Raw genomic sequence first — 20,720 nt, 5'->3', positions numbered from 1 at the left:
GCGTTCGCTAGCCGACCGCCGGCTCGACCTCGACCGGGATCCCGGTCATGAACGCCTGCCCCGACAGGGGCTCGAAGCTCCCCGGGCCGTGGGGCAGGAGCCGGTTCACGTTCTCGCCCGGTCGCTCCGCGGCGAAACGGAGTGCCGGCGAGCCCTGGAAACCGCCGCCGTGGGGCATCGCCACGACGCCTTTCGCCAGCCCGTCATCGAGGGCCGCCGCCACGTCGATCTCGCCGAATGCGTTCCGCGCGCGCACGCGGTCTCCTTCGGCGATTCCGAGGCGCGATGCGTCTTCCGGATGGAGCCAGAGGCGCGGCTCCCGATGGCGTCCGCGCACCTTCGGCAGGTTCTGCATCCAGCTGTTGTGCATCGAGGGCTCCCGCTTCGAGATCAGCTTGAGCCGATCGTCGGGCTCCGCGGCGAGCGATTCGAAGATCACCGCCATCCGTTCGATCGCGCCTTCCGCATGGAAGACCGGCGGGGCGCAGGCGACGCGTCCGTCGTCGGTCTGGATCACGTCGTCGTAGAAGCGGCCGGGCTCGAGGGAGGGCAGGACGAAGGTCCCGCTCGGGGCCTGCGCGATCTCGGCGGCGGTATGTCCCGTCGAACGCAGCATGTGATCGAGTCGCCCGAAGAGCGGCGGGCTCGCGTCGGCGTCGAGCACGCTGTCGAGGCCGAGCGCCTGCTCGAGGCGGCCGAAGATCCACCACTCCGGCTTCCGCTCCGCCCGCGGCTCGACGGCGGGATCGCAGACCTGGACGAAGGGCCGCGCCTGGAGTCCGAGGCCGCAGAGATTCAAGTCGGCGCGCTCGAAGCCGTCCGCAGCGGGCAGAACGTAGTCCGCGTGCTCCGCCGTCGCGTTCGGATAGAGATCCACGACCACCAGCAGCTCGAGCTCCTCGAGGGCCGCGGCCATCGCTGCCTCGCCCCCGACCGAGAGCACCGGGTTCCCGCACATCACGAACATCGCGCGAATCGGATCCGTCGCCGAGCGGATCGCGTCGGCCATGAGGTTGCCGGGCAGCGAGCCGCGAATCTTTCGGATCCGCCCCCACTCGCTGTCGAAGAAATGCTTCGCCGGATCCGTGCGCCCGCTCCGTGGCGCGGCGGGGTAGAAGCCTCGGCCGTAGAGGTTGCCGCCGCGTCGGTCGAGGTTGCCCGTCAGGAAGACGAGCATCTGCATCAGCCAGTAGGCGGTCGTCCCCTGACGGCCCATGTTGACGCCGGTCGAGAGCGTGGCCGACGCGCTCGGCGCATCCGCGAAGTCCCGGGCGAGCTGGCGAATGGACTCCGCGGTCGTCCCGACGACCGGAGCCACCCGCTCGGCGGGATAGTCGCGAACGATCGCCGCCAGGCCTTCGAAGCCGGAGGCGTGCTCGGCGACGACCGCTTCGTCGACGCGGCCGCTCGCGAGGACTTCCCCGATCAGGGCGGCGAGGAGATAGACGTCCGTGTCGGGCTGCACGAGGAACATCTCGCCATCGCGGGCGCTCTCGATCGTGCGCGGCCCGACGTAGACGAGACGCCCGCCGCGGTCCCGGATCCCCCGCATCGCCGCCATCGGGTCCGAGATCGATACGAAGCTCATACGCGAGACCTGCGGATTCGAGCCGAGTACGAGCAGGAAGTCCGTGTGGTCGAAGTCCGGGATCGGATGACACGTCGATGTGCCGTAGACCGCTTCCGCCCCCGCGAACTTGTTGGCACAGTCCTGGGTCCCGGAGCTGAAGTTCTTGCGCACGCCGAGCTGCCCGAGGAACGATCCCATGGCCGGACCGGCGAGGGCGTTGAACGCGCTCGGGTTGCCGATGTAGGAAGCGAAGGACTTCGTGCCGTGGCGCGACTGGACTTCCCGGATCCGCTCCGCGATCTCGGTGATCGCCGTGTCCCAGGAGATCGCCTCGAAGGTCCCGTCGGGTCGTCGACGCATCGGATGGTCGAGCCGGTCCGGGTCACGGTGCAGCTCGAGACCCGCCAGCCCCTTGTTGCACGCGAAGCCTTTCGTGACGGGATGCGCCCGGTCGGGGCGAACGCCGACGAGCTCACCGTCCTCGACCTCGGCGACCAGGCCGCAGCTCGGCTCGCAGATCCGGCAGAACGTGGCGACTTCCTGCATGCTTCTTCGTCCCTTCGATGGCCGCGTCTGCGGGTCGATCGACGGTACCCCAGACCCTCGGACCCGAAGCCGAGGGGCCGCGGAACGCGAGTCGCCCCACCTCGCGCGATCGCCCGGGCCTTCTCTATATTCGACCGGGTCGCCCACCACGACGCACAGCCCAGGGAGCCCCGCCATGACGAAGCTCGAACTCGGTGTCCACCACGTATCCCTCAACGTCGACGACCTGGAGGCGAGCCTCGCCTTCTACGTGGACCAGCTCGGTCTCGAGGTCCTGCCACGGCCCGACTTCGGCTTCCCCGGCGCATGGCTGCGATCGGGCGGGCAGGAGGTCCACCTGATGCAGGTCGAGGACCACGTGGCACCGAAGGGCCAGCACTTCGCCTTCCGCGTGACCGATCTCGACGGGACGCTCGAAGCGCTGCAGGCCCAGGGCATCGAGGTCTCGAAGGCCTTCGAGCTCCCGAACGGTCGCCAGGCCTTCCTGCAGGACCCGGCCGGCAACATGCTCGAGTTGAACGAGCCCAAGACCGCCTGATCCGGAGCTGCGGCGAAGCGCGACCGAGGGTCGACGGAACTAGCAACGCGGCTCCGACGCCGGGTGCAGCCCGATCCCTGCACGGTCGAGCATCCGCAAGGGTGTCATACTCTCGAGACGCGCCGACCCCGCGCCCGAAGAGAGATGTCCATGCCCCGCACGCTCGCCTTCGCCCTTTCCCTGACCTTCCTCTCCCTGCTCGGAACGAACGCGTTCGCGGACACCTTCGAAGAGGAGCTCGCGATCCTGGAGGAACGGCTCCGGCTCACGCCCGGCATGGCGGTCGCCGACCTCGGCGCCGGCAAGGGCGCGTACGCCGTGGCCCTCGTGGAACGCGTCGGCGCCGAAGGCCGCGTCTTCGCGACCGAGCTCGACGACGAGCGACTCGAGACGCTTCGCGAGAAGAAGCAGGAAGCCGGCCTCACACAGCTCGACATCGTACCCGGCGCGTTCGACGGAACCGCCCTCGCCCCGTCGAGCGTCGACGGCGCGCTCCTCCGCGACGTCTACCACCACGTGACCGCCCCCGAGCCCTTCGTGCGGAGCATCTACGAAACGCTCCGCCCGGGCGCGCGAATCGTCGTCGTCGACTTCCCACCGACCTTCTGGCTCGCGCTCTGGACGCCCGAGGGCATCCCGGAGAGCCGCGGCGGCCACGGAATCGAGGCGAGCCTCCTGATCTCCGAGTTCGAGGCCGCCGGCTTTCGCCGGGTCGAAGTGATCGACCCGTGGCCCTCGTCGAACTTCGTGACGAAAACCTACGCGGTCGTCTTCGAGCGCCCTTGACGCGCGGGCGATCGCGACGCGGCGCGCCCCACGAACCGCTGGAGGAACGACGCATTGACGGACCGACTGAAGGACAAGACGGCGATCGTGATGGGCGGGGGGCAGACCCCGGGTGACACGATCGGGAACGGTCGCGCGACGAGCCTTCTCTTCGCGCGGGAAGGCGCGAGCGTGGTCGTGGTCGATACACGGCTCGACAGCGCGCGGGAGACCGTGGCGACGATCGAGGCGGAGGGCGGCCGGGCCATCGCCGTCGAGGCCGATGCGACTCGGGAGGCCGACTGCGATCGCGTCGTCGATACCTGCACTTCGGAGTTCGGTCGCGTCGACGTGCTCCACAACAACGTCGGGATCGGCGGTGGGGACGCTGGGCCGGCGCACGTCACCGAAGAGGCCTGGGACCGGATCCTCGACGTGAACCTCAAGAGCGTCGTCTTTCCCTGCAAGGCGGCGCTCCCCGTGATGCGTGCGCAGGAGAGCGGCTCGATCGTGAACATCTCGTCGATCGCGGCCGTCTGCTCCACCGGGATCGTCGCCTACAAGACCTCCAAGGCCGGCATGAACGCCTACACCCAGTCCCTCGCGATCGGCAACGCGAAGTACGGGATCCGCGCGAACGTGATCATGCCTGGACTGATGGAGACGCCGATGGCGATCGAAGGGATTTCCGAGGCGCGCGGCATCGACAAGCAAGAGCTCATCCGGGCGCGCGACGCGCAGGTCCCCCTCGGCCGGAAGATGGGCACGGCCTGGGACATCGCCCACGCCGCCCTCTTCCTCGCCTCCGACGACGCCCGCTTCATCACCGGCGTGATGCTGCCCGTCGACGGCGGACAGAGCGCGCGGATCGGATAGCTAGTCGCCGGTCGGGAGACCTTCCTCGGCCCAGGCGACCGTCCCGCCGTTCAGGCTGCGCACGTTCCGGTAGCCGAGCGACTGCAGGACGAGCATGCCCTGGAGCGAGAGGTTGCCGCGATTGCAGACCGTGACGATCGGATGGTCGCGATCCTCCGGGAGCTCGGCCTGGCGATCGGTCATCTCCGCGGTCGGGATGTTGACCGCCCCGGACACGTGCTGGTTCGCAAAGATCTCGGGCATCCGGACGTCGATCACGAGCGGCCTCAGGTCGCTCTCGAGCCCGGCCTTCAGATCGGCGATCTCGCAGGTCGTGTGCGGACTCCGCGCGTTCTCGATCATCGTGCCGAAGAGCTGCTCCTTCGCCGACGGCTCGCCGATCGCGACGCCCTCGTCCGCGCGGGCGGCGCGGTACTGGGGGAAGTGCCGCTCGAAGGTCGACGCGTACTTGAAGGCATTGTCCGGGAAGATGACCACGACGACGGCGTCGGGATCGTCCTCGATCACCTTGAGCGCGCCGACGAGCGCCATCGCCGAGCTCGGCCCCGCGATGATGCTCTCCTCCTGGTTCAGGCGGAGACACATGTCGAACGCCTCCTCGTCGGAGACCTCGACGAGCGCGTCGTACTCGTGGGGTAGGAAGAGCTTCGTGAGCTCCAGCTGCTTGATCGAGCGGACACCCGGGATGTCGTGCCCTTCCGAGGGGTGCACCGCGATCACCTGGACGCTCGGGTCCTTGGCCTTGAGGAAGCGACCGTTGCCGGTGATCGTGCCGCAGGTGCCGAGCCCGGCGACGAAGTGGGTCACCTTGCCTTCGGTCTGACGCCAGATCTCAGGACCGGTCGAATGGACGTGGGCCTCGAGGTTGGCCTCGTTCTCGTACTGGTTGGGCATGTAGAACTCGGGCTTGTCGCCGAGCTCCATGGCGCGTGCGATGGCCCCCTCCGGGGACCCAGGGGCCGGTCACAAATCGTCCTCGAGCTCCTCGACGTTCGTCCCGAACATCTTCAGCATGATCCGCTTCTCGGCGGGGATCTTGTTCGAGAGCGGCGTCGTGAGCGAGTAGCCCTTCGCGTTCGCCATCATCGCCAGGCCCATGCCGGTGTTGCCGCTGGTCGGCTCGACGAGCTGCTGGCCTTCCGCCAGGAGCCCCTTCTCGCCGGCATCCTTGATCAGGTTCGCGGCGACGCGGTCCTTCACGGAGCCGAAGGGGTTGTACCACTCGAGCTTGCCGTAGACCTTCGCCTTCATGCCCTCGGGCAGGACACGGTTCAGACGCACCATCGGCGTCGGGTTGTCCGCGTTCGAGAGCATCTCGAGCATGTCGTCGTAGACGCGGGTGGCGTGGTTCGGCATGGGGGACCTCCGGGAATCGGGGCCGGAGTGTATCGCGGCGAACTGGAGATGGGAGGCACCCCCGGTCCCTCGAGATGCGTGGCACCCCGGTCTCCCTCGTTGCGGCGCCTTCGGGCCTCTGCCTATCGTTCCGGCAGGGAGGCGCCGCATGACGGATTCGACCTGGCCCCGGGCGCTCGAGCGCGTCACGGGCCCCCATCCCGAGGCCAAGATCCGGGGTGTCGCGGCCAGCATGGGCGACCACGGCCCGACGATCGGCGCGCTGATGGCGGCGGGCACGCTCCCACCGGAGCTGATGACCGGGCTCACGCTCTTCCTCCTCTCGGGGCAGCCGCGCAGGCCGCGGACCGAGGGCGCCCCGAAGAAGAAGGGGGCCCCCGGCGTCTCGGGGCGGATCTGGGCCCGCGAGCAGCAGACGATCCGCCGCCCGCTTCGGATCGGCGAGGCGTTCACCGTCGAGGGCTCGAGCAGCGGCCGTCACGTCCGCCGCGGCCGCCGCTACGGGACGACCGAGGCCGAGACCTTCGACGCCCAGGGGCGGCACGCCGCGACGAACGCCACGACGGGGCTCCTGTCCTACCGACCGGACCCGGATCGTGTCGACGGCTTCCAAGGCCTCGACCCGGCCAAGCGTGCGAGCCCCCTCCCCGATTTCGAAGCGGCCGAACGCAACCCCCATCTCGACGCGCTGGCCACGGCCGAGGAGGGCGAGGTCCTCGGCGGAGATCCGCTCGTCGTGACCCTCGCCATGATGGCGGCGCGGGACACCACCGACCCGAACAATCCGATCCACAGCGACCCGGAGGCCGCCAAGGCCGCGGGCCTCGCGAAGCCGATCGCTGGCGGCGACCACGTCCTGTCCTTCGCCCTCGAGCTCGTGATGGCGCGCTTCGGTCCGGAGGTCCTGCTGCACGGGGCCTGCCTCGACACCCGCTGGAAGGCGCCGACGGAGTGCGAGGCGGGGATCGTGCCGCGCGCGACGATCACCGAAGTCGTTTCCGATCGCGTGGCGATCGACTACGAGGTCGCGCTCGAGGCGGGCCCCCTGGCCATGAAGGGTTCGCTCGTGATTCCGAGGCCCGCATGAGCGACGCACTCGCGGGGGTCCGCGTCCTCGATCTCGCGGACCGTTCCGCGGCGCTCGCGGGTCGGATCCTCGCGGACCTCGGTGCCGAAGTGATCCTGGTCGAGCCACCGGAAGGCAACGCCATCCGGAGGCTCGCGCCGTTCCTCGACGACGCTCCGGGCCCCGAACACAGCTTCCAGCACCTCTATCTGAGCGCCAACAAGGCGTCGGTGGTGCTCGACGACGACCTCGCTTCGTCGCGGGACTTCGAACGTCTCGTGGCGAGCGCGCACGTGCTGATCGACACCGCCCGCCCGGGGACCCGCTCGGGCCTCGAGCATTCCCGCCTGCGCGCGCTCCGCCCCGACCTGATCCAGATCTCCGTGACGCCCTTCGGCCTCGCCGACACCGCCGGTCGCAAGGCCAACGATCTCGTGGCGGGGGCCACCGGCGGCCTCGTCGCGATCTCCGGCGAACGCAAGGGCACGCCGGTCCAGGGCGGGGCCTCGCCTTCCTACACCCTCGCCGGCTTGTCCGCCGCGTCCGCGGCGACCATCGCGCTCACGAAGGGCGAGGGGGTGCACGTCGACCTCTCGCTTCAGGAAGTGACGCTCAGCGCGTTGATGCAGACTTCGAACGCGACCCAATGGACCTGGTTCGAACGGATCCCTGCGCGGCCCGGACTCTCGGCGGCGCTCGCGTGCCGCGACGGTGGCTACGTCGGGCTCCTCGTACGGCCCGATCGGTTCTCGGACTATCTCCGCTGGCTCGACCGGGTGGGCATTCCGCATTCGATGACCGAGGACGACTGGCCCTGGTCGCGGCTCGATGCCCCGCGCAAGGACAACCCGGTGTCGGAGGGCACGCTCGCGCTCGCGCGGACGCTCACCCGGGACGAGTTCGCCGCCGGCGCCCTCGAAGCGGACATCGTCTGCCTCCCGGTCCTCGGACTCGACGACCTGGAGGAGACCGAGCAGTACCGCGTGAACGAGCAATTCCTCGAGGTCGAGCACGAGGGCCTGGGCCGGTCCCTCGGGTTCGTGCGCTCGACCGTCGACGGCATGGCCGACGGCGTCACCCTCCGTCGCGCGCCGCTCCTCGGTGAAGACACGAAGACGATCCTCGACGACCTTCCGCCCCCGGCGCCCCCGGCCGACGCCGCAACGGCGACCTCACCCGATCCCCGCGAGCAGCTTCGCGGTCTGCGGGTGGTCGACTTCGGCTGGGTCCTCGCGGCGCCGATCGGAACGCGCCTGCTCGCGAGCTTCGGCGCCGAGGTGATCCGGATCGAGAATCGCCGGAAGCCCGACTCGATGCGCAGCCAGCTCGGTCCCGACGGCGAGCCGCATCCGGATCTCGGCGGCCTCTTCAACACCGTGAACGCCGGCAAGAAGTCGCTCTGCCTCGACCTCGGAACCGAAGCGGGCCTCGCCCTCCTGCTCGACCTCGTCCGCGTCTCGGACGTGGTCGTCAACAACTTCCGCCCCGGCGCCCTCGAACGGATGGGCCTCGGCTACGACGTCCTGCGCGAAGCGAAGCCCGACATCGTCCTGCTCAACCTGCCCGGCGCGCACAAGCAGGGCCCCTGGGCCGGCCGCGCCAGCATGGGAAACATCCTGATGGCGGCGTCGGGATTCAACATGCTGACGGGCTTCGACGGCGAGCAACCGCGCGGGATCGGGATCCCCCTGCCCGACTTCGTCGCTCCTCATCTGCTGACGGCGACGATCCTCGCCGCGATCCGCAAGCGCGACCGGGGTCAGGGTGGGCAGGAGATTGACCTCGCCCAGCTCTCCGCGACGGTCGCGCTCCTCGGCGCGGAGTGGATGCAGTACCGCGCGGGCGGCGTGGTTCCGCCGCGCAATGCGAATCGCGATTCGAACGCCTGCCCCCACGGCGTCTACCCTGCGGCGGGGGACGACCAATGGCTCGCACTGGCGGTCGAAGGGGACGACGCGTGGGCGACGTTCGCCCGCGAGATCGAACACCCGGAGCTCGTCCTCGACGAGCGCTTCGCGACCCACACCGCGCGCAAGCGGAACGAGGATGCCCTGGACGAGATCGTGCAGGCATGGACCCGGACCCAGGACAAGTGGGCCGGTGCTGCGCGACTCCAGAGCGCGGGGCTCGCCGCCGGGCCCGTCGAGGACCTGCGCGACACGTTCGAACGCGACCCCCTGCTCCGCGACCACTACCAGATCGTCCACCAGCCGGGCGCGCCCGACGTCGCGATCCCGATCGATCGCGAGAGTGCCCGCTACGTCGGCCGGGACCACGTTCTGACCCGCGCTCCGGGCGTCGGTGAGCACAACGAGGCCATCGTGCGCGAGATCCTGGGCAGGAGCGACGAGGCGTTCACGGAGCTGATCGTGAGCGGCGTCCTCCAGTAGCGGCGCGCCGATTTCGGGACCGGCAGACGTGCGATCAGAGGGCTATCACCTCTCGAACGCACCCCCCTCGCCCAGGAGTCCGACCCCGTCATGTCCCAGTCCACGACCACGCGATTCACGATCATCGGCGCCGGCGCCGGCGGCCTCTGCGCCGGCATCAAGCTGAAGGAATCCGGACAGGACGACTTCCTGATCTTCGACAAGGAGCCCCGGGTCGGCGGCACCTGGCAGCGCAACACCTACCCGGGCCTCGAGTGCGACATCGCCTCGCCGCTCTACTGCTTCTCGTTCGCCCCGAATCCCGACTGGTCCGGCCCGTTCCCGCCCCAGCCGGAGATCCGCGAGTACATCGAGGGCGTGGCGAAGGACCATGGCCTCGAGCCCCACCTGCGCCTCGGCGTCGGCGCCGTCTCGGCGACCTGGGACGAAGCGAGCGCCCGCTGGACGGTCCGCTTCGACGACGGGAGCGAGGTCGTCTCCCAGTTCGTGATCAGTGCCGTCGGCATGTTCGGCCCCCTCTCCTGGCCCGACATCCCGGGCCTGGACCGCTTCGAAGGCACGACTTTCCACTCGGCCGCCTGGAACCACGACCACGATCTCGAAGGCGAGCGCGTCGCCGTGATCGGCAGCGCGGCGAGCGCGGTGCAGTTCATTCCGGAGATCGCCTCGGGACTTTCGAAGCTCCACGTCTTCCAGCGGACACCGAACTGGGTCCTGCCCAAGCAGAACGATCCCTACACCGAGGAGCAGAAGGCCACCTTCCGCGACCAGCCCGAGGTCCTCGAAGAGGGTCGCCAGAACCTCTTCAACGTGGTCGAGCAGTCTCTCACCTATCTCGAGCCGGGCTTCTTCCAGGCGGCGGAGGACATGGGCCGCGAGGCGCTGCTCATGGTCGAGGATCCGGAGCTCCGCGCGAAGCTCACCCCGGACCATCCCTTCGGCGCGAAGCGGCCGCTCGCCTCGAACAAGTACCTGAAGACCTTCAACGAGGACCACGTCGAGCTCGTGACCGACGGCGTCCGGGAGATCACGCCGAAGGGCGTGGTCAGCGGCGACGGGACCGAACGCGAGGTCGACACGATCATCTTCGCGACCGGCTTCGATACCCAGAAGTACGTGAGCGCGATCGACGTCGAGGGCCGCGACGGGCGGACCATCCAGGAGGCGTGGCAGAACGGGCCGGAAGCCTACTTCGGGGTCACGACCAGCGGCTTCCCGAATCTCTTCCAGCTCTACGGGCCGAACACCAACGGCGGCAACTCGATCATCCTGATGCTCGAGTTCCAGGTCGACTATACGATCCGCATGATCGCCGAGGCCGATCGCGCGGGCGTCGACTGGATCGACGTCCGACGCGACGTGATGGACGCGTACAACGCGACGCTCCAGTCGGAGCTCGAGCAGGTCGTCGTCTGGCAGTCTGGCGCGAACGACTACTACCGCGCCGCGGACGGTCGAATCGTCACCCAGTGGCCCCACGGCTTCGCCGTCTACAAGGAGCGGGTCGACAAGGACGATCTCTCCTCCTTCGAAACCGGAAAGCGCACGGCATAACGCCGGCCGAAGAAGGAGGAACCCGCCATGGGCCGACTCGACGGCAAGGTCGCGATCGTGACGGGCGCGGCCCGCGGACAGGGCGCCGCGACGGCCCGCCTCTTCGTTTCCGAGGGGGCGAAGGTCGTCCTGACCGACCTCCTCGAAGACGAGGGGGAGGCCGTGGCCGGGGAGCTGGGGGCCGCCGCCTGCTTCGCCCGCCACGACGTCACGAGCGAGGACGATTGGGGACGGATCGTGGCGCTCGCGGTCGAGCGGTTCGGCCGCCTCGACGTGTTGATCAACAACGCCGGGATCATGCAGAGCACCCCCGTCGTCGACTGCAGCGTCGACGAGTTCCGTGGCGTCCTCGACGTCAATCTCGTCGGGCCGTTCCTGGGCATGAAGGTCGCAGCGCCCGTCATGGGCGAAACGGGAGGCGGCGCGATCGTCAACGTCTCCTCGATCCAGGGGATCATGGGTCGCGCGGGCACCCCGGGCTACACCGCCAGCAAGTTCGGCCTGCGGGGCTTGACCAAGACGGCGGCGCTCGAGCTGGGAGCGCTCGGCGTCCGCGTCAACTCGATCCATCCCGGCGGCGTCGACACGCCGCTGATCCGGGACGCGGTTCCCGACGGCACCGACGTCACCCAGGAGATGCTCGATGCGGGGCACGCCCACCTGCCGGTCCCGCGCATCGGTCGTTCCGAGGACATCGCCCCGACCTCCCTCTTCCTGGCGAGTGAGGAGGCCGCCTACATCACCGGCGCCGAGCTCGTGATCGACGGCGGCATGACCTGCGGCTACGGCGCCGGCGGAGGCCGCTGATGGCCCTGGCGCTCGAGCCGCTCGGTCGCCTCGACATCCATGCGACCGCGTCCTGGTCGATCGGGCGGGGGCCCCGCGGCACGCGTTCGGTCACCCACTTCGAGAAGGTCGTCTGGACCGGACCGGTCGTCGAGGCGGAGTCCCGCTGGGCGAACGGGAGCTATCTCGCGACCGAGCACGTCGCGGAGCCGCAGATTCGCGCGTTCTTCGAGACCACGGACGACGAGCCCGCCCAGCTCTTCCTCGAGTACCGGGCGCGATTCCAGATCGATTCCGTCGCCCGAGAAGCCACCGGCCAGCCGACCCCCGGCGAGAATCCCGTGTACCTGGCGGGAAGGATCGAGACCGACGACGACCGCTACGCCTGGCTGAACGCCACGCAGGTCGTCGGCAAGGGTGGCTTCGACGCGGCGCGGCTCGTGCTGAGCTACGAGATCTACGCGCTCAGGTAGCGCTTGCCGCCGAGACGCAAGATCCGCGCAACGTCGTCTCGGGCGTTGGCTCAGGCGGTCTCGCCGCTCGGCCGATGAGCCGGGCATGACGCCCGAGTCGACGAACCTGTACAAGCTGGACGACGTCCTGATCCGCGTGGGTGGGATCGGACTCGCGGGCGTGTTCGTCGTCTCGGCGGCGGTGGCGATGGTCGCGCTCGGAGACGGAGGCGAGGAAGCGGTCGTCCGACTCGCGTGGGATCACGGCTTCCATTTCACGATGGCGGTGTGTCCGCCCATCGCGTGTCTCTGGGCCGGTCGTCGGATCCGCGCGCGGGAGCGACGCATCCTCTCGATCTGGAAGGTCCTGCGAAGTCACGCCCAGCTCCGCGTCGACGAGTTCGTCGCGAACTCGCACTACACGCGCGAGGAGCTCGACGACGCCGTCAAGCTGCTCAACACCCGCGCCCTGGCCCACTACGTCCACGACCGGTCGAACGGCGTCATCCAGGACGGCCGACTCCGCGACGTGCGATTCCACGTGGAGAAGTGCGACGCCTGCCTCGGGGAGATCTCGATCGAGGTGCCGATCGGATTCACGCGCATCCCCACCTGCCCGTATTGCGGGGATCCGGTCTGCATCGACACGCTCGACGAGCGACGGCGGGCCGTCCTCGATCGGCTTCGTAACGAGTCCGCGCCGAAGCCGGAGAGCCTGGGCGGCGTTCCGTTCTCGATCCCCGTCTTCCTCGTGCTGATGGTCTTCTGCTGGCCGGCGGCGGTCGGCTACGCCCTCTATCGGACCTACGCGACGAGAGACGACCCGGCCCCTTCGTGACGAAGGATCGAGGCGAAGCCTCCGTGCGGCGCGACCGGCTCGCTCCCGGACGCGCCGAACCTACGAGCGGCGCGCGATCACGAAGACGATGCCCGCCGCCTGATCCCAGCGTTCCTCGACCGCGAAGCCGACGCGTTCGAGCTTCGCGACGAGCCCGTCGGCCGTGAGCGGCACGACGGTCGGCATGAAGGGCACGAAGCGCACGAGCCGCCCGATCCGGGCGAGCCGCCCCGCCACCTCATCGAGACAGACCGTCGACGACACGAAGAGACCGCCGGGCTTCAGCACCCGCGCGACCGTTTCGAGGGTCGCGTCGAGATCGGGCAGAAGGTGGAGGATGTTGAGGCCGATCGCCGCGTCGAAGCTCTCCGCCTCGAGGCCTGCTTCCTCGAGCGTCCCCACGACGAAGTCGAGGTGACGCAAGCCGGCGAGCTCCGCCTTTTCCCGCCCGATCGCGACCATCCGTTCGGCGACGTCGATTCCGACATAGGCGCCCACGTGGGGCGCGTGCCGGACCGCCGTCGATCCCGTTCCACACCCGAACTCCACGACCCGCATCTCGGGGGTGAAGTGCGCCTGCGTCATCGCGAGCTTCTTCTCGTAGGCGGCCTCGTCGGCGATCGGCTGTCTCGCATAACGTGGCGCGAGCCAGTTCCAGAAGGCGGTAGCGGTACTCATCGGGGACCTCCGCGGGCGCGGTCGGGACGCCCCCACAGGATAGACAGCTCCGCCCCGAGCGAAATGCAGCGCGCGCGCTGCACGGCCCGAAGCCCGCGTCCTGCACCTCCTCGACCGGACCGATCCTCTCTCAGAGCGAGGCGAAGTCCACCACTTGCGCCTGGGGCGTCTCGACCTCGCCCTCGGGCAGCAGGAAGCGCCAATAGACCATCCCGAAGGGCCGACCTTCCGTGTCGAGCCAGTTGGGCGTCCCCGGGTCCTCGTGCGCGATCACCATCCGGAAGGAACCGTCGGGCTCGAGGGCCGTCTGCTTCCGGTTGAGGGAGATCCGGCGGTTGTTGAAGTCGTAGCTCTGGATGTACCGGTTCCAGAGGCAGACGTTCGCGAAGCGGCATTCGGGAAAGCGCCCCGTGATCACCAGGGCCTGATCCGGACCGATCACGTAGGGCGCCATCGTGTACGCGATGTCCATCGCCGAGAACGCCAGGTCGCCCGGCTTCTCGGGCGCGTTGAAGACGTTTGGCGTGGTCGAGACCCAGCTCGGCTGCTCTTGCGGCTTCCGCGGCGGCTGGTCGAGCGTGTCTCCGCGAACGAAGTTGATGACGCGCTGAATGCTCGCGGCGACGCGCTCGTCCTGGCCTTCCGGCGTCCAGGCGGGCGGCGGTCCAGGGTCGACGACGGGTTCGATCGAGAGCGGGACGTGTCTCGATGGGTCCGCAGCGACGCAGCGTTCCTCCTCGAAATAGTGCCGCGTGGTGATCCGGCTCGCGGTCGGCGTGAGCTCCAGCCAGTTCCGGTCGTGCTTCTTCGCGGAGAGCACGATCTCGAAGTTCCCGTTGGCGTCGACGTCGAACTCGCCGTCGTGCAGGCCCGCCGCCGTCCCGGTCGCGTAGGCGCCCTCGCCGGGCCCTTCCTCGATCGTGATCGAGACGTAGACCGCCCCCGCCATGTTGCCCTTCACGACGTATTCGCGATCGGGGCGGATGGCCGCGTCGAAGTAGATCGCGTCCCCGTTGTCGCCCCGGAACTTGCGGGTCGGCGACACGATCCGGCGGAAGACGGGACGCTCCGGATCCGCGTCGAAGTGCGAGAAGAGCCCGCCCTCGAGCACGTGCATCAGATTCCGGTGGCCATCGGCGACGTCGCCCTGGCTCTCGATCCCCCACTCGGGTCCGTAGCGTCGCTCGTCGACCTCACGGATCAGGTCGAGAAGCTCGTGCAGCTTCTTTCGGCTCGCGGTCTCGAGGGGCGTCATCGGGATTCCTTTCGCGCGACTCGACGTCGCCGTTCGATGGTGGCCGAATGCGTCCCGCGCGCAATAGACTCCGGCGGAGCCCGAAACCAGACTCGAAACGACCCTCGACCCCAACCGGAGCAAACCAACCATGGGACAGCTGGACGGAAAGATCGCCGTGATCACCGGCGGTGGCAGCGGCATCGGCCGCGCGATCGCCGAAGCCTTCGCCGCCGAGGACGCGACCTGCATCCTCGCCGCCCGGGGCGTCGAGCGCCTCGAAGCCGCCGCGAAGGAGATCCCGAACGCCGTCGCGATCCCGACGGACGTGCTCGAGGACGCGCAGGTCGACGCGCTCTTCGATCGCGTCGCGAGCGAGTTCGGCCCGGTCGACATCCTGGTGAACAACGCCGGCATGGCCAAGCCCTGCCCGACCCACGAGCTCCCCCCGGACGATTTCCGGCAGGTCATCGGCGTGAACGTCACCGGCTGCTTCCTTTGTGCCCGGAAGGCGCTCCAGCAGATGATTCCGCGCAAGTCCGGTCGGATCCTCAACATCGGCAGCATCTCGGGCCAGATGTCGCGTCCCCACTCGGTCGCCTACACGACGAGCAAGTTCGCCCTCGACGGCATGACCCGCTCCCTCGCGCTCGACGCCCGGGAGCACGGCATCGCGGTGAGCGCCCTCCACCCGGGCAACGTCCCGACCAACATCTGGGGCGACTTCGTCGATCAGGTCCGGGACACCGAGGGCATGGTCCCGCTCGAGGACATCGGTCGCGCGGCGCTGTCGATGGTCACGATGGCGCCCGAGACGAACGTGCTCTCGTCGATCATCCTGCCGCTGACGCAGCCCTATCTCGGTCGAGGCTGAGGGCTCTCTCGGTCGGGGCTGAGGGCACTCTACCGTCAGGGCCGAGGGCTCTCTCCGTCGAAGCCCGTCAGGCCGCGTCGTTCGGAAGGTACGCGATCGCCTCGGTCTCACAGAGGAGATCCGGTCGGCAGACCGGCGCTTCGACGAGCGCATGCGGGAAGCCGGAGAAGCCCGCCCGCGCGAGGGCCTCGCCGAGGCGATCCGCGTCCGCGCGGCGCTTCACGTAGGTGATCGCGGAGACGATGTGCCCGAAGCCCGCGCCCTGTCCGTCGAGGAGCGTTCGGACGTTCAGGAGCATCCGATCGGCCTGGGCATCGAAGTCGCCCGGATGCGCCGTCCTTCCGGCCTCGTCGACGCTCGCCGTGCCGGAGACGTGGAGGAACGTGCCATTCTCCCCGACGACGCGGAGCCCACGAACGAAGTCCGCACCGTATTCGGGCGCCTCGTTCAGCGTCGCCGCATGCATCACCGAGGTCGCGCGACCGCCATCGCGACGAATGGCTTCGAAGCCGAGGCAGAGATCGTGCGCCGGTGCGGAAGGACCGCCACCGATCCCCGTGCTCGCGGGCGGCGACGTGATGCCCCGCTCCGCGAAGAAGGCGCGCCGTCCCTCGTTCAGCGCATCGTAGTCGCGATCGATGTCGCGCAGATGGATCCACGTCCGTACGACGTCGCCGAAGTCGAGCCCCGCGCATTCGAGGAGCGCCGCCGCCTGCGCGAAGGCACTCCGCGTCTGCACGAGCGCGTCCCCACCGGCACCGAAAACCGCCGCGCAATCGAGACGGCACCCATCTTCCGTCGCCCGCCGGACCGCGACGGCCGCGGGGCCGTCGTCCGGCGGGCCCACATCGGCGATCCGAACGACCTCCGCCGAGGCGCCCTTCGCACCCGGCTGCGGAACACGGAAATGGATCGCCGTGAGGAGCCGCGCGCCCACTTCGAGCGGTGGCTGCTCGATCTCGAGCGGCGGCAGCCCGGCGGCGCCGACGACGCGCTGGCGCGCCGCGCGAACGTCGTCGAGGTCGCGGGTGTGGGAGGCGAAAAAGACGGTCTCGCGAAGCACATCCGCCCAGGAAGCCCCCTCGTTCGCGAGGAACGCGTCGATCGCCCGATAGACGCCTCCGGCCTGAACGCCGGCGTCCGCACCGACTTCCGTGGGCTCCGCCAAGAGGAAGAACTCACGCGCGATCGCGCCTTCGACGCGCCGCACGACGACGCGACACCCTCGGGAGGCGATGGTCTCGGCGGAGGCTTCGGAGGGCACGTCGTTCCTCGGGCACGCGATCGGCGGTGCGCACCCGATCGTTAGCGCAAGGCGCGCGCCAGCGCAGAACGCCTCACCCGGAACGAAGGGCTGCGCGGCGAGCGCGCTGGCCGCCGTCCCGCGCTAGCAACCGTCCGTAGGCAGCAGACCGTCCGGCTCGCTCGAGAAGAAGGTCAGGTCCGAGGGCCGATTGTTCCGGAAGCAATTGCCCGTTCCCGGCTCGAAGGGCGGCGTCTGCAGGTAGATCACGTCGCTCGCCAAGGGTGCGAGGGGATGCTCCGCGGGCGGCGCCTGACCGTTGTTCTTGATCACGTTCCTGGCGACCTTGTTGTCGTTCGCGGACGGGTTCGCGATCGGCGGCCGAGCCTCGCAGTTCCGGGTCGGGTCGAAGCTAAGGGCCGTACACCAACCGAGCACACCGACGCCGTAGAAGTCGTTGTCGACGATCCAGTTGTTCTTGATGACGTGATCGCTCACGCCCAGCAGCAGCACACCGCCGCCGAGGGGCAGCCCCGCCTGGAAAGAACCGACGGGCGCGGGGTTCGGCAGGTTGTTGTCGTAGATCCGGTTGTTGCGGATCACCCAGTTCTCCATCACCGGCAGCGGCGGATTGCCCGCGGCGTTCGGGTGGAAGAGGCCGACGCCCACGGTGTTGTCGTGGATGTCGTTCCGGGACACGACGACGTTGTTCGAAACGGTGATCTCCAGACCGATCGGGCTGCCGAAGACCTCGTTCTTGACGACCCGGACGTTCTCCGAGCCGGCGACCCACATGGCGGTGTCGAGCGAGCCGTAGGACACGTTCGCGCGAACGAGCCCGTTGGCGGAGAGCGTCGGGTAGATGCCGTTGTTGAGGTTGTTCACCGATTCGTTGTGGATGAACCGGAAGCCGTCGACCCAACGCGTCTGGATGCCGTTGCGCGGGAAGCCCTCGACGGTGAAGCCGCGGACGTGGAAGTCCTCGATCTGATCGGGGCACGCGTCGTCGGTGTACTCGCAGCCGGGAGGCGCCGCGTAGATCCCGGTTTCCTGGTCGCCGGTCGCGAGCAGCCGGACCTTGCCGGCCTCGCCGATGCCCTTGTTCACGCGGCCGATCAGGCGGATGTTGCTCTTGGTCACGTGGAGGCCGTAGAGGCTGGTCGGGTCCTCCTGATAGGTCCCCGGATCGACGAGGATCGTGTCGCCCGAATCGGCCGCGTCGAGGGCGGCCTGGATCGACTCGCCCGCGCGGACGCGGTGGACCGCGGCGACCGAAACGGACGCGGCAGCGATCAGAAGGAGGGCGATCGCGAGGATCGACGGGGCGCGGCGCAGGAGCATCGGCATTCTCCATCCCGGGCGATCCCGGGATCCAGACGGAAGGGCACGGGAGAAGACGCAGCTTCCCCGCCCATTCCTTCTACCCCGAATGGCTTTCCGAAGTCAATTTCGAACTTGGTCGAAAACCGACCGCGGGTTCGCGGTCCGCGCCTCGGGGCCACGTCGGTCGGGCACCGGCTCGCTATCGTGTCGACCTTCGACGCGGCCCGCGGGGCCCATGCCCGGAAGACACCGACCCCCATGACGTCTCCCTACCCCCTGATCGCGCGCCTGGGCATGCTAGGCGCGACCCTGATCGTCCTGTCGAGCTGCTCGCCGGCCGGCCCGGTGGACTTCCCGGACACCCCTTCGGGCCAGCTGACCATCACCTACCCGCTCGAAGGCGCGCTCTTCCCGCCCGACATCGTCGCGCCGACCGTGACCTGGGTCGACGAGACGCCGGGCGCCGAGACCTGGACGGTGCTCGTCCGCTTTTCCGGCGAGGGCGAACCCCTCCGCTTCCCGGTGTCCGCCTCGAGCTGGCGCCCTTCCGAAGAGGACTGGTCAGAAATAAAACGTCGTTCGATCGCTGACGCGGCCCAACTCGCCGTCGTCGGAAACGACGCGGACCGGACGACGGCCTCCGCCGCGCTCGTCTCCTTGCAGACCTCGACCGATCCCGTGGGCGACGCCCTCTTCTACCGGGAAGTCCCGCTTCCGTTCATCGACGCGGTCCAGGATCCGTCCCGGATCCGCTGGCGCTTCGGCTCCGTGGACTCGGAGGAACGCCCGCCGATCGTGCTGGAAGACCTGCCGGTCTGTGGCAACTGCCACTCCTTCTCCGGCGACGGCTCGACCCTCGGCCTCGACGTCGACTACGGCAACGACAAGGGCGGCTATGCGATCCTCCCCGTGTCGAAGCAGATGTCCCTCGACGACGAGAAGATCATCACCTGGAGCGACTACCGCCGGGACGATGGCGAGGGGACCTTCGGGCTCCTCTCCCAGGTTTCGCCCGACGGGCGCTATGTGATCAGCACGGTCAAGGACCGGGCGGTCTTCGTCGCGACGCCCGGGATCGAATACTCCCAGCTCTTCTTCCCGATCAAGGGGATCCTCGTCGTCTACGACCGCGAGACCGGCGAGTACACGCCGCTCCCCGGCGCCGACGATCCCGACTACGTCCAGAGCAACCCCACCTGGAGCCCCGACGGCGAGTGGATCGTCTTCGCGCGCTCGAAGGTCTACGACAAGCCTGCGGTCACGAACGCGACGAGCATCCTGCTCGACGAGAAGGACGTCCCCGAGTTCATCGAAGACGACGAGCCCTTCAAGTTCGATCTCTATCGCGTGCCCTGGAACGGCGGCAGGGGCGGGACGGCCGAGCCCCTCGCCGGCGCGTCCCACGACGGGAAGAGCAACTTCTTCGCCAAGTACTCGCCCGATGGGAAGTGGATCGTCTTCTGCAAGGCCGAGAACTACATGCTGCTCATGCCGGACAGCGAGCTCTTCATCATCCCGGCCGAGGGCGGCGAAGCGAGGCGGCTGCGCGCGAACACGAAGAACATGAACTCCTGGCACAGCTTCTCGAGCAACGGCCGCTGGCTCGTCTTCTCCTCGAAGGCCAACACGCCCTACACCCAGCTCTTCCTCACCCACATCGACGAGGACGGGAACTCCACGCCGCCCGTCGTCCTCGAGCGATTCACGGGCCGCGATCGCGCGGCGAACATCCCCGAATTCGTCCCGCTCCCGTCCGATGCGATGGCTTCGATCGACGAGAAGTTCCTCGACGCCTACTCGTTCCTCCGCGCCGGCATGGCCAACGAGCGGACCGGCAACTATCCCGGCGCGGTCCGGCTCTACGAGCGCGGGCTCTCCGTGGAGCCCGAGAACGTGGAGCTGCTGAATGCGCTCGGCTTCTCGCTCTTCCAGCAGGGCAAGAGCGAGGAAGCGGTGGTCGCCCTCGAGAAGGCGATCGCCGCGGACCCGAAGCACGCGAAGGCCCACAACAACCTGGCCCTCGCGTCCGTCGATCTCGGCGAACTCGAGCTGGCCGAGGCCTACTACCGCGAGTCCCTCGCGATCGAGCCCCACCCCGCGATCTACAACGACCTGGGCTTCGTTCTCGAGAGCCAGGGCCTCCCCGAGGACGCGGAGGAGCTCTACCGCGAGGCCCTCGCGCTCGACCCGGGATCGGCGAGCGCGAACTTCAATCTCGGCGGGTCCCTCGCACGATCCGGCCGCTTCGCCGAGGCGGAGGGTCACCTTCGCGCGGCCCTCGCGACGCAGCCCAACACCGAGACGCTCACCGGCCTCGGCGTCGTCGTCTGGCAACAGGGACGCCCGGGCGAAGCGAAAGGCTTCCTCACCCGGGCGATCGAGGCGGATCCGACCAACGCGGCGGCCTACGACCATCTCGGGACGATCCAGGTCCAGCAGGGCGAGCTCGACGAGGCGCTCGCGACCTATCGTCGCCTGGCGGAGCGACGCCCGAGCCCGGCAGCCCACCGCGAGGTCGCGCAGGTGCTGACCCGACTCGGACGCGGCGATGAAGCCCGACAAGCGGAGCGGGTGGCAGCCGAGCTCGAGTCCGCCCGCGCCGGAGCGCCGGCGACGCGCTGAAACGCCCTC

General features: G+C 69.0%; 17 protein-coding genes and 1 pseudogene. 11 read left to right on the top strand and 7 right to left on the bottom strand.

Annotated elements, in window-relative coordinates:
• Positions 1–7: 7 nt before the first annotated feature.
• On the bottom strand, positions 8–2,116 hold the full coding sequence (locus tag NXI30_22685; GenBank protein MCR9097038.1) for a molybdopterin-dependent oxidoreductase: 2,109 nt from the start codon (positions 2,114–2,116) through the stop codon (positions 8–10).
• A 175-nt stretch (positions 2,117–2,291) separates the two neighbouring features.
• Between NXI30_22685 and NXI30_22680 the strand changes: the two genes are divergently transcribed.
• The 3 genes from NXI30_22680 (at position 2,292) to NXI30_22670 (ending at position 4,295) form a co-directional block, all read left to right on the top strand.
• Entirely contained in the window at positions 2,292–2,654 is a 363-nt protein-coding gene (locus NXI30_22680; GenBank protein MCR9097037.1) for a VOC family protein, read from the top strand.
• A gap of 150 nt (positions 2,655–2,804) precedes the next feature.
• Entirely contained in the window at positions 2,805–3,440 is a 636-nt protein-coding gene (locus tag NXI30_22675) for a class I SAM-dependent methyltransferase (GenBank protein MCR9097036.1), read from the top strand.
• A gap of 90 nt (positions 3,441–3,530) precedes the next feature.
• Positions 3,531–4,295 (top strand): SDR family oxidoreductase, encoded by a 765-nt coding sequence (locus tag NXI30_22670; GenBank protein ID MCR9097035.1) that lies wholly within the window; start codon positions 3,531–3,533, stop codon positions 4,293–4,295.
• Here NXI30_22670 and NXI30_22665 read toward each other — a convergent pair whose 3' ends face one another.
• Together NXI30_22665 and NXI30_22660 are read right to left on the bottom strand one after the other, a co-directional pair.
• Positions 4,296–4,637, bottom strand: coding sequence for a rhodanese-like domain-containing protein (locus NXI30_22665; protein MCR9097034.1), 342 nt, complete (start codon positions 4,635–4,637; stop codon positions 4,296–4,298).
• A gap of 129 nt (positions 4,638–4,766) precedes the next feature.
• A pseudogene (locus NXI30_22660) lies at positions 4,767–5,609 on the bottom strand (cysteine synthase family protein).
• Positions 5,610–5,799: 190 nt separating this feature from the next.
• Between NXI30_22660 and NXI30_22655 the strand changes: the two are divergent.
• The 6 genes from NXI30_22655 to NXI30_22630 all read left to right on the top strand — a co-directional run bounded on the left by NXI30_22655 (position 5,800) and on the right by NXI30_22630 (position 12,737).
• On the top strand, positions 5,800–6,738 hold the full coding sequence (locus tag NXI30_22655; GenBank protein MCR9097033.1) for a MaoC/PaaZ C-terminal domain-containing protein: 939 nt from the start codon (positions 5,800–5,802) through the stop codon (positions 6,736–6,738).
• A complete protein-coding gene (locus tag NXI30_22650; protein ID MCR9097032.1) occupies positions 6,735–9,107 on the top strand; it encodes a CoA transferase in 2,373 nt (790 codons plus the stop codon). The genes NXI30_22655 and NXI30_22650 overlap by 4 nt, the downstream gene beginning before the upstream one ends.
• Before the next feature lie 90 nt (positions 9,108–9,197).
• Positions 9,198–10,661 (top strand): NAD(P)/FAD-dependent oxidoreductase, encoded by a 1,464-nt coding sequence (locus NXI30_22645; GenBank protein MCR9097031.1) that lies wholly within the window; start codon positions 9,198–9,200, stop codon positions 10,659–10,661.
• Positions 10,662–10,688: 27 nt separating this feature from the next.
• Positions 10,689–11,468: a glucose 1-dehydrogenase gene (locus NXI30_22640; GenBank protein ID MCR9097030.1), complete on the top strand. Its 780-nt coding sequence runs from the start codon at positions 10,689–10,691 to the stop codon at positions 11,466–11,468.
• Positions 11,468–11,920 (top strand): DUF3237 domain-containing protein, encoded by a 453-nt coding sequence (locus NXI30_22635; GenBank protein MCR9097029.1) that lies wholly within the window; start codon positions 11,468–11,470, stop codon positions 11,918–11,920. Before NXI30_22640 ends, NXI30_22635 begins: the two co-directional genes overlap by 1 nt.
• Positions 11,921–12,005: 85 nt before the next feature.
• On the top strand, positions 12,006–12,737 hold the full coding sequence (locus NXI30_22630; protein ID MCR9097028.1) for a hypothetical protein: 732 nt from the start codon (positions 12,006–12,008) through the stop codon (positions 12,735–12,737).
• A gap of 60 nt (positions 12,738–12,797) precedes the next feature.
• Here NXI30_22630 and NXI30_22625 read toward each other — a convergent pair whose 3' ends face one another.
• Entirely contained in the window at positions 12,798–13,415 is a 618-nt protein-coding gene (locus NXI30_22625; GenBank protein ID MCR9097027.1) for a class I SAM-dependent methyltransferase, read from the bottom strand.
• Between the two features lie 130 nt (positions 13,416–13,545).
• Positions 13,546–14,670: a DUF1214 domain-containing protein gene (locus tag NXI30_22620; GenBank protein MCR9097026.1), complete on the bottom strand. Its 1,125-nt coding sequence runs from the start codon at positions 14,668–14,670 to the stop codon at positions 13,546–13,548.
• A gap of 130 nt (positions 14,671–14,800) precedes the next feature.
• On the opposite strand from NXI30_22620, the gene NXI30_22615 reads away from it, so the two are divergent.
• Positions 14,801–15,523, top strand: coding sequence for an SDR family oxidoreductase (locus tag NXI30_22615; protein MCR9097025.1), 723 nt, complete (start codon positions 14,801–14,803; stop codon positions 15,521–15,523).
• A gap of 67 nt (positions 15,524–15,590) precedes the next feature.
• Here NXI30_22615 and NXI30_22610 read toward each other — a convergent pair whose 3' ends face one another.
• Both NXI30_22610 and NXI30_22605 read right to left on the bottom strand, forming a co-directional pair.
• Entirely contained in the window at positions 15,591–16,787 is a 1,197-nt protein-coding gene (locus tag NXI30_22610; protein MCR9097024.1) for a Rid family hydrolase, read from the bottom strand.
• A gap of 123 nt (positions 16,788–16,910) precedes the next feature.
• Positions 16,911–18,107: a right-handed parallel beta-helix repeat-containing protein gene (locus tag NXI30_22605; GenBank protein MCR9097023.1), complete on the bottom strand. Its 1,197-nt coding sequence runs from the start codon at positions 18,105–18,107 to the stop codon at positions 16,911–16,913.
• 240 nt (positions 18,108–18,347) lie between these two features.
• Between NXI30_22605 and NXI30_22600 the strand changes: the two genes are divergently transcribed.
• Positions 18,348–20,711, top strand: a complete 2,364-nt coding sequence (locus NXI30_22600) for a tetratricopeptide repeat protein (GenBank protein ID MCR9097022.1) — start codon at positions 18,348–18,350, stop codon at positions 20,709–20,711.
• Positions 20,712–20,720: the final 9 nt, after the last annotated feature.

This window comes from bacterium (assembly GCA_024742285.1).
In the GTDB taxonomy this organism is placed as follows: domain Bacteria; phylum Myxococcota_A; class UBA9160; order UBA9160; family UBA4427; genus UBA4427.
Note: the sequence above shows the minus strand (reverse complement) of the source record. Positions and strands in the feature narration are given on the sequence as shown.

Bases quoted from the DNA above. Each gene is read 5' to 3' on its own strand.
- NXI30_22685 (MCR9097038.1), bottom strand. From the start codon at position 2,116: ATGCAGGAAGTCGCCACGTTCTGCCGGATCTGCGAGCCGAGCTGCGGC.
- NXI30_22680 (MCR9097037.1), top strand. From the start codon at position 2,292: ATGACGAAGCTCGAACTCGGTGTCCACCACGTATCCCTCAACGTCGAC.
- NXI30_22675 (MCR9097036.1), top strand. From the start codon at position 2,805: ATGCCCCGCACGCTCGCCTTCGCCCTTTCCCTGACCTTCCTCTCCCTG.
- NXI30_22670 (MCR9097035.1), top strand. From the start codon at position 3,531: ATGGGCGGGGGGCAGACCCCGGGTGACACGATCGGGAACGGTCGCGCG.
- NXI30_22665 (MCR9097034.1), bottom strand. From the start codon at position 4,637: ATGATCGAGAACGCGCGGAGTCCGCACACGACCTGCGAGATCGCCGAT.
- NXI30_22655 (MCR9097033.1), top strand. From the start codon at position 5,800: ATGACGGATTCGACCTGGCCCCGGGCGCTCGAGCGCGTCACGGGCCCC.
- NXI30_22650 (MCR9097032.1), top strand. From the start codon at position 6,735: ATGAGCGACGCACTCGCGGGGGTCCGCGTCCTCGATCTCGCGGACCGT.
- NXI30_22645 (MCR9097031.1), top strand. From the start codon at position 9,198: ATGTCCCAGTCCACGACCACGCGATTCACGATCATCGGCGCCGGCGCC.
- NXI30_22640 (MCR9097030.1), top strand. From the start codon at position 10,689: ATGGGCCGACTCGACGGCAAGGTCGCGATCGTGACGGGCGCGGCCCGC.
- NXI30_22635 (MCR9097029.1), top strand. From the start codon at position 11,468: ATGGCCCTGGCGCTCGAGCCGCTCGGTCGCCTCGACATCCATGCGACC.
- NXI30_22630 (MCR9097028.1), top strand. From the start codon at position 12,006: ATGACGCCCGAGTCGACGAACCTGTACAAGCTGGACGACGTCCTGATC.
- NXI30_22625 (MCR9097027.1), bottom strand. From the start codon at position 13,415: ATGAGTACCGCTACCGCCTTCTGGAACTGGCTCGCGCCACGTTATGCG.
- NXI30_22620 (MCR9097026.1), bottom strand. From the start codon at position 14,670: ATGACGCCCCTCGAGACCGCGAGCCGAAAGAAGCTGCACGAGCTTCTC.
- NXI30_22615 (MCR9097025.1), top strand. From the start codon at position 14,801: ATGGGACAGCTGGACGGAAAGATCGCCGTGATCACCGGCGGTGGCAGC.
- NXI30_22605 (MCR9097023.1), bottom strand. From the start codon at position 18,107: ATGCTCCTGCGCCGCGCCCCGTCGATCCTCGCGATCGCCCTCCTTCTG.
- NXI30_22600 (MCR9097022.1), top strand. From the start codon at position 18,348: ATGACGTCTCCCTACCCCCTGATCGCGCGCCTGGGCATGCTAGGCGCG.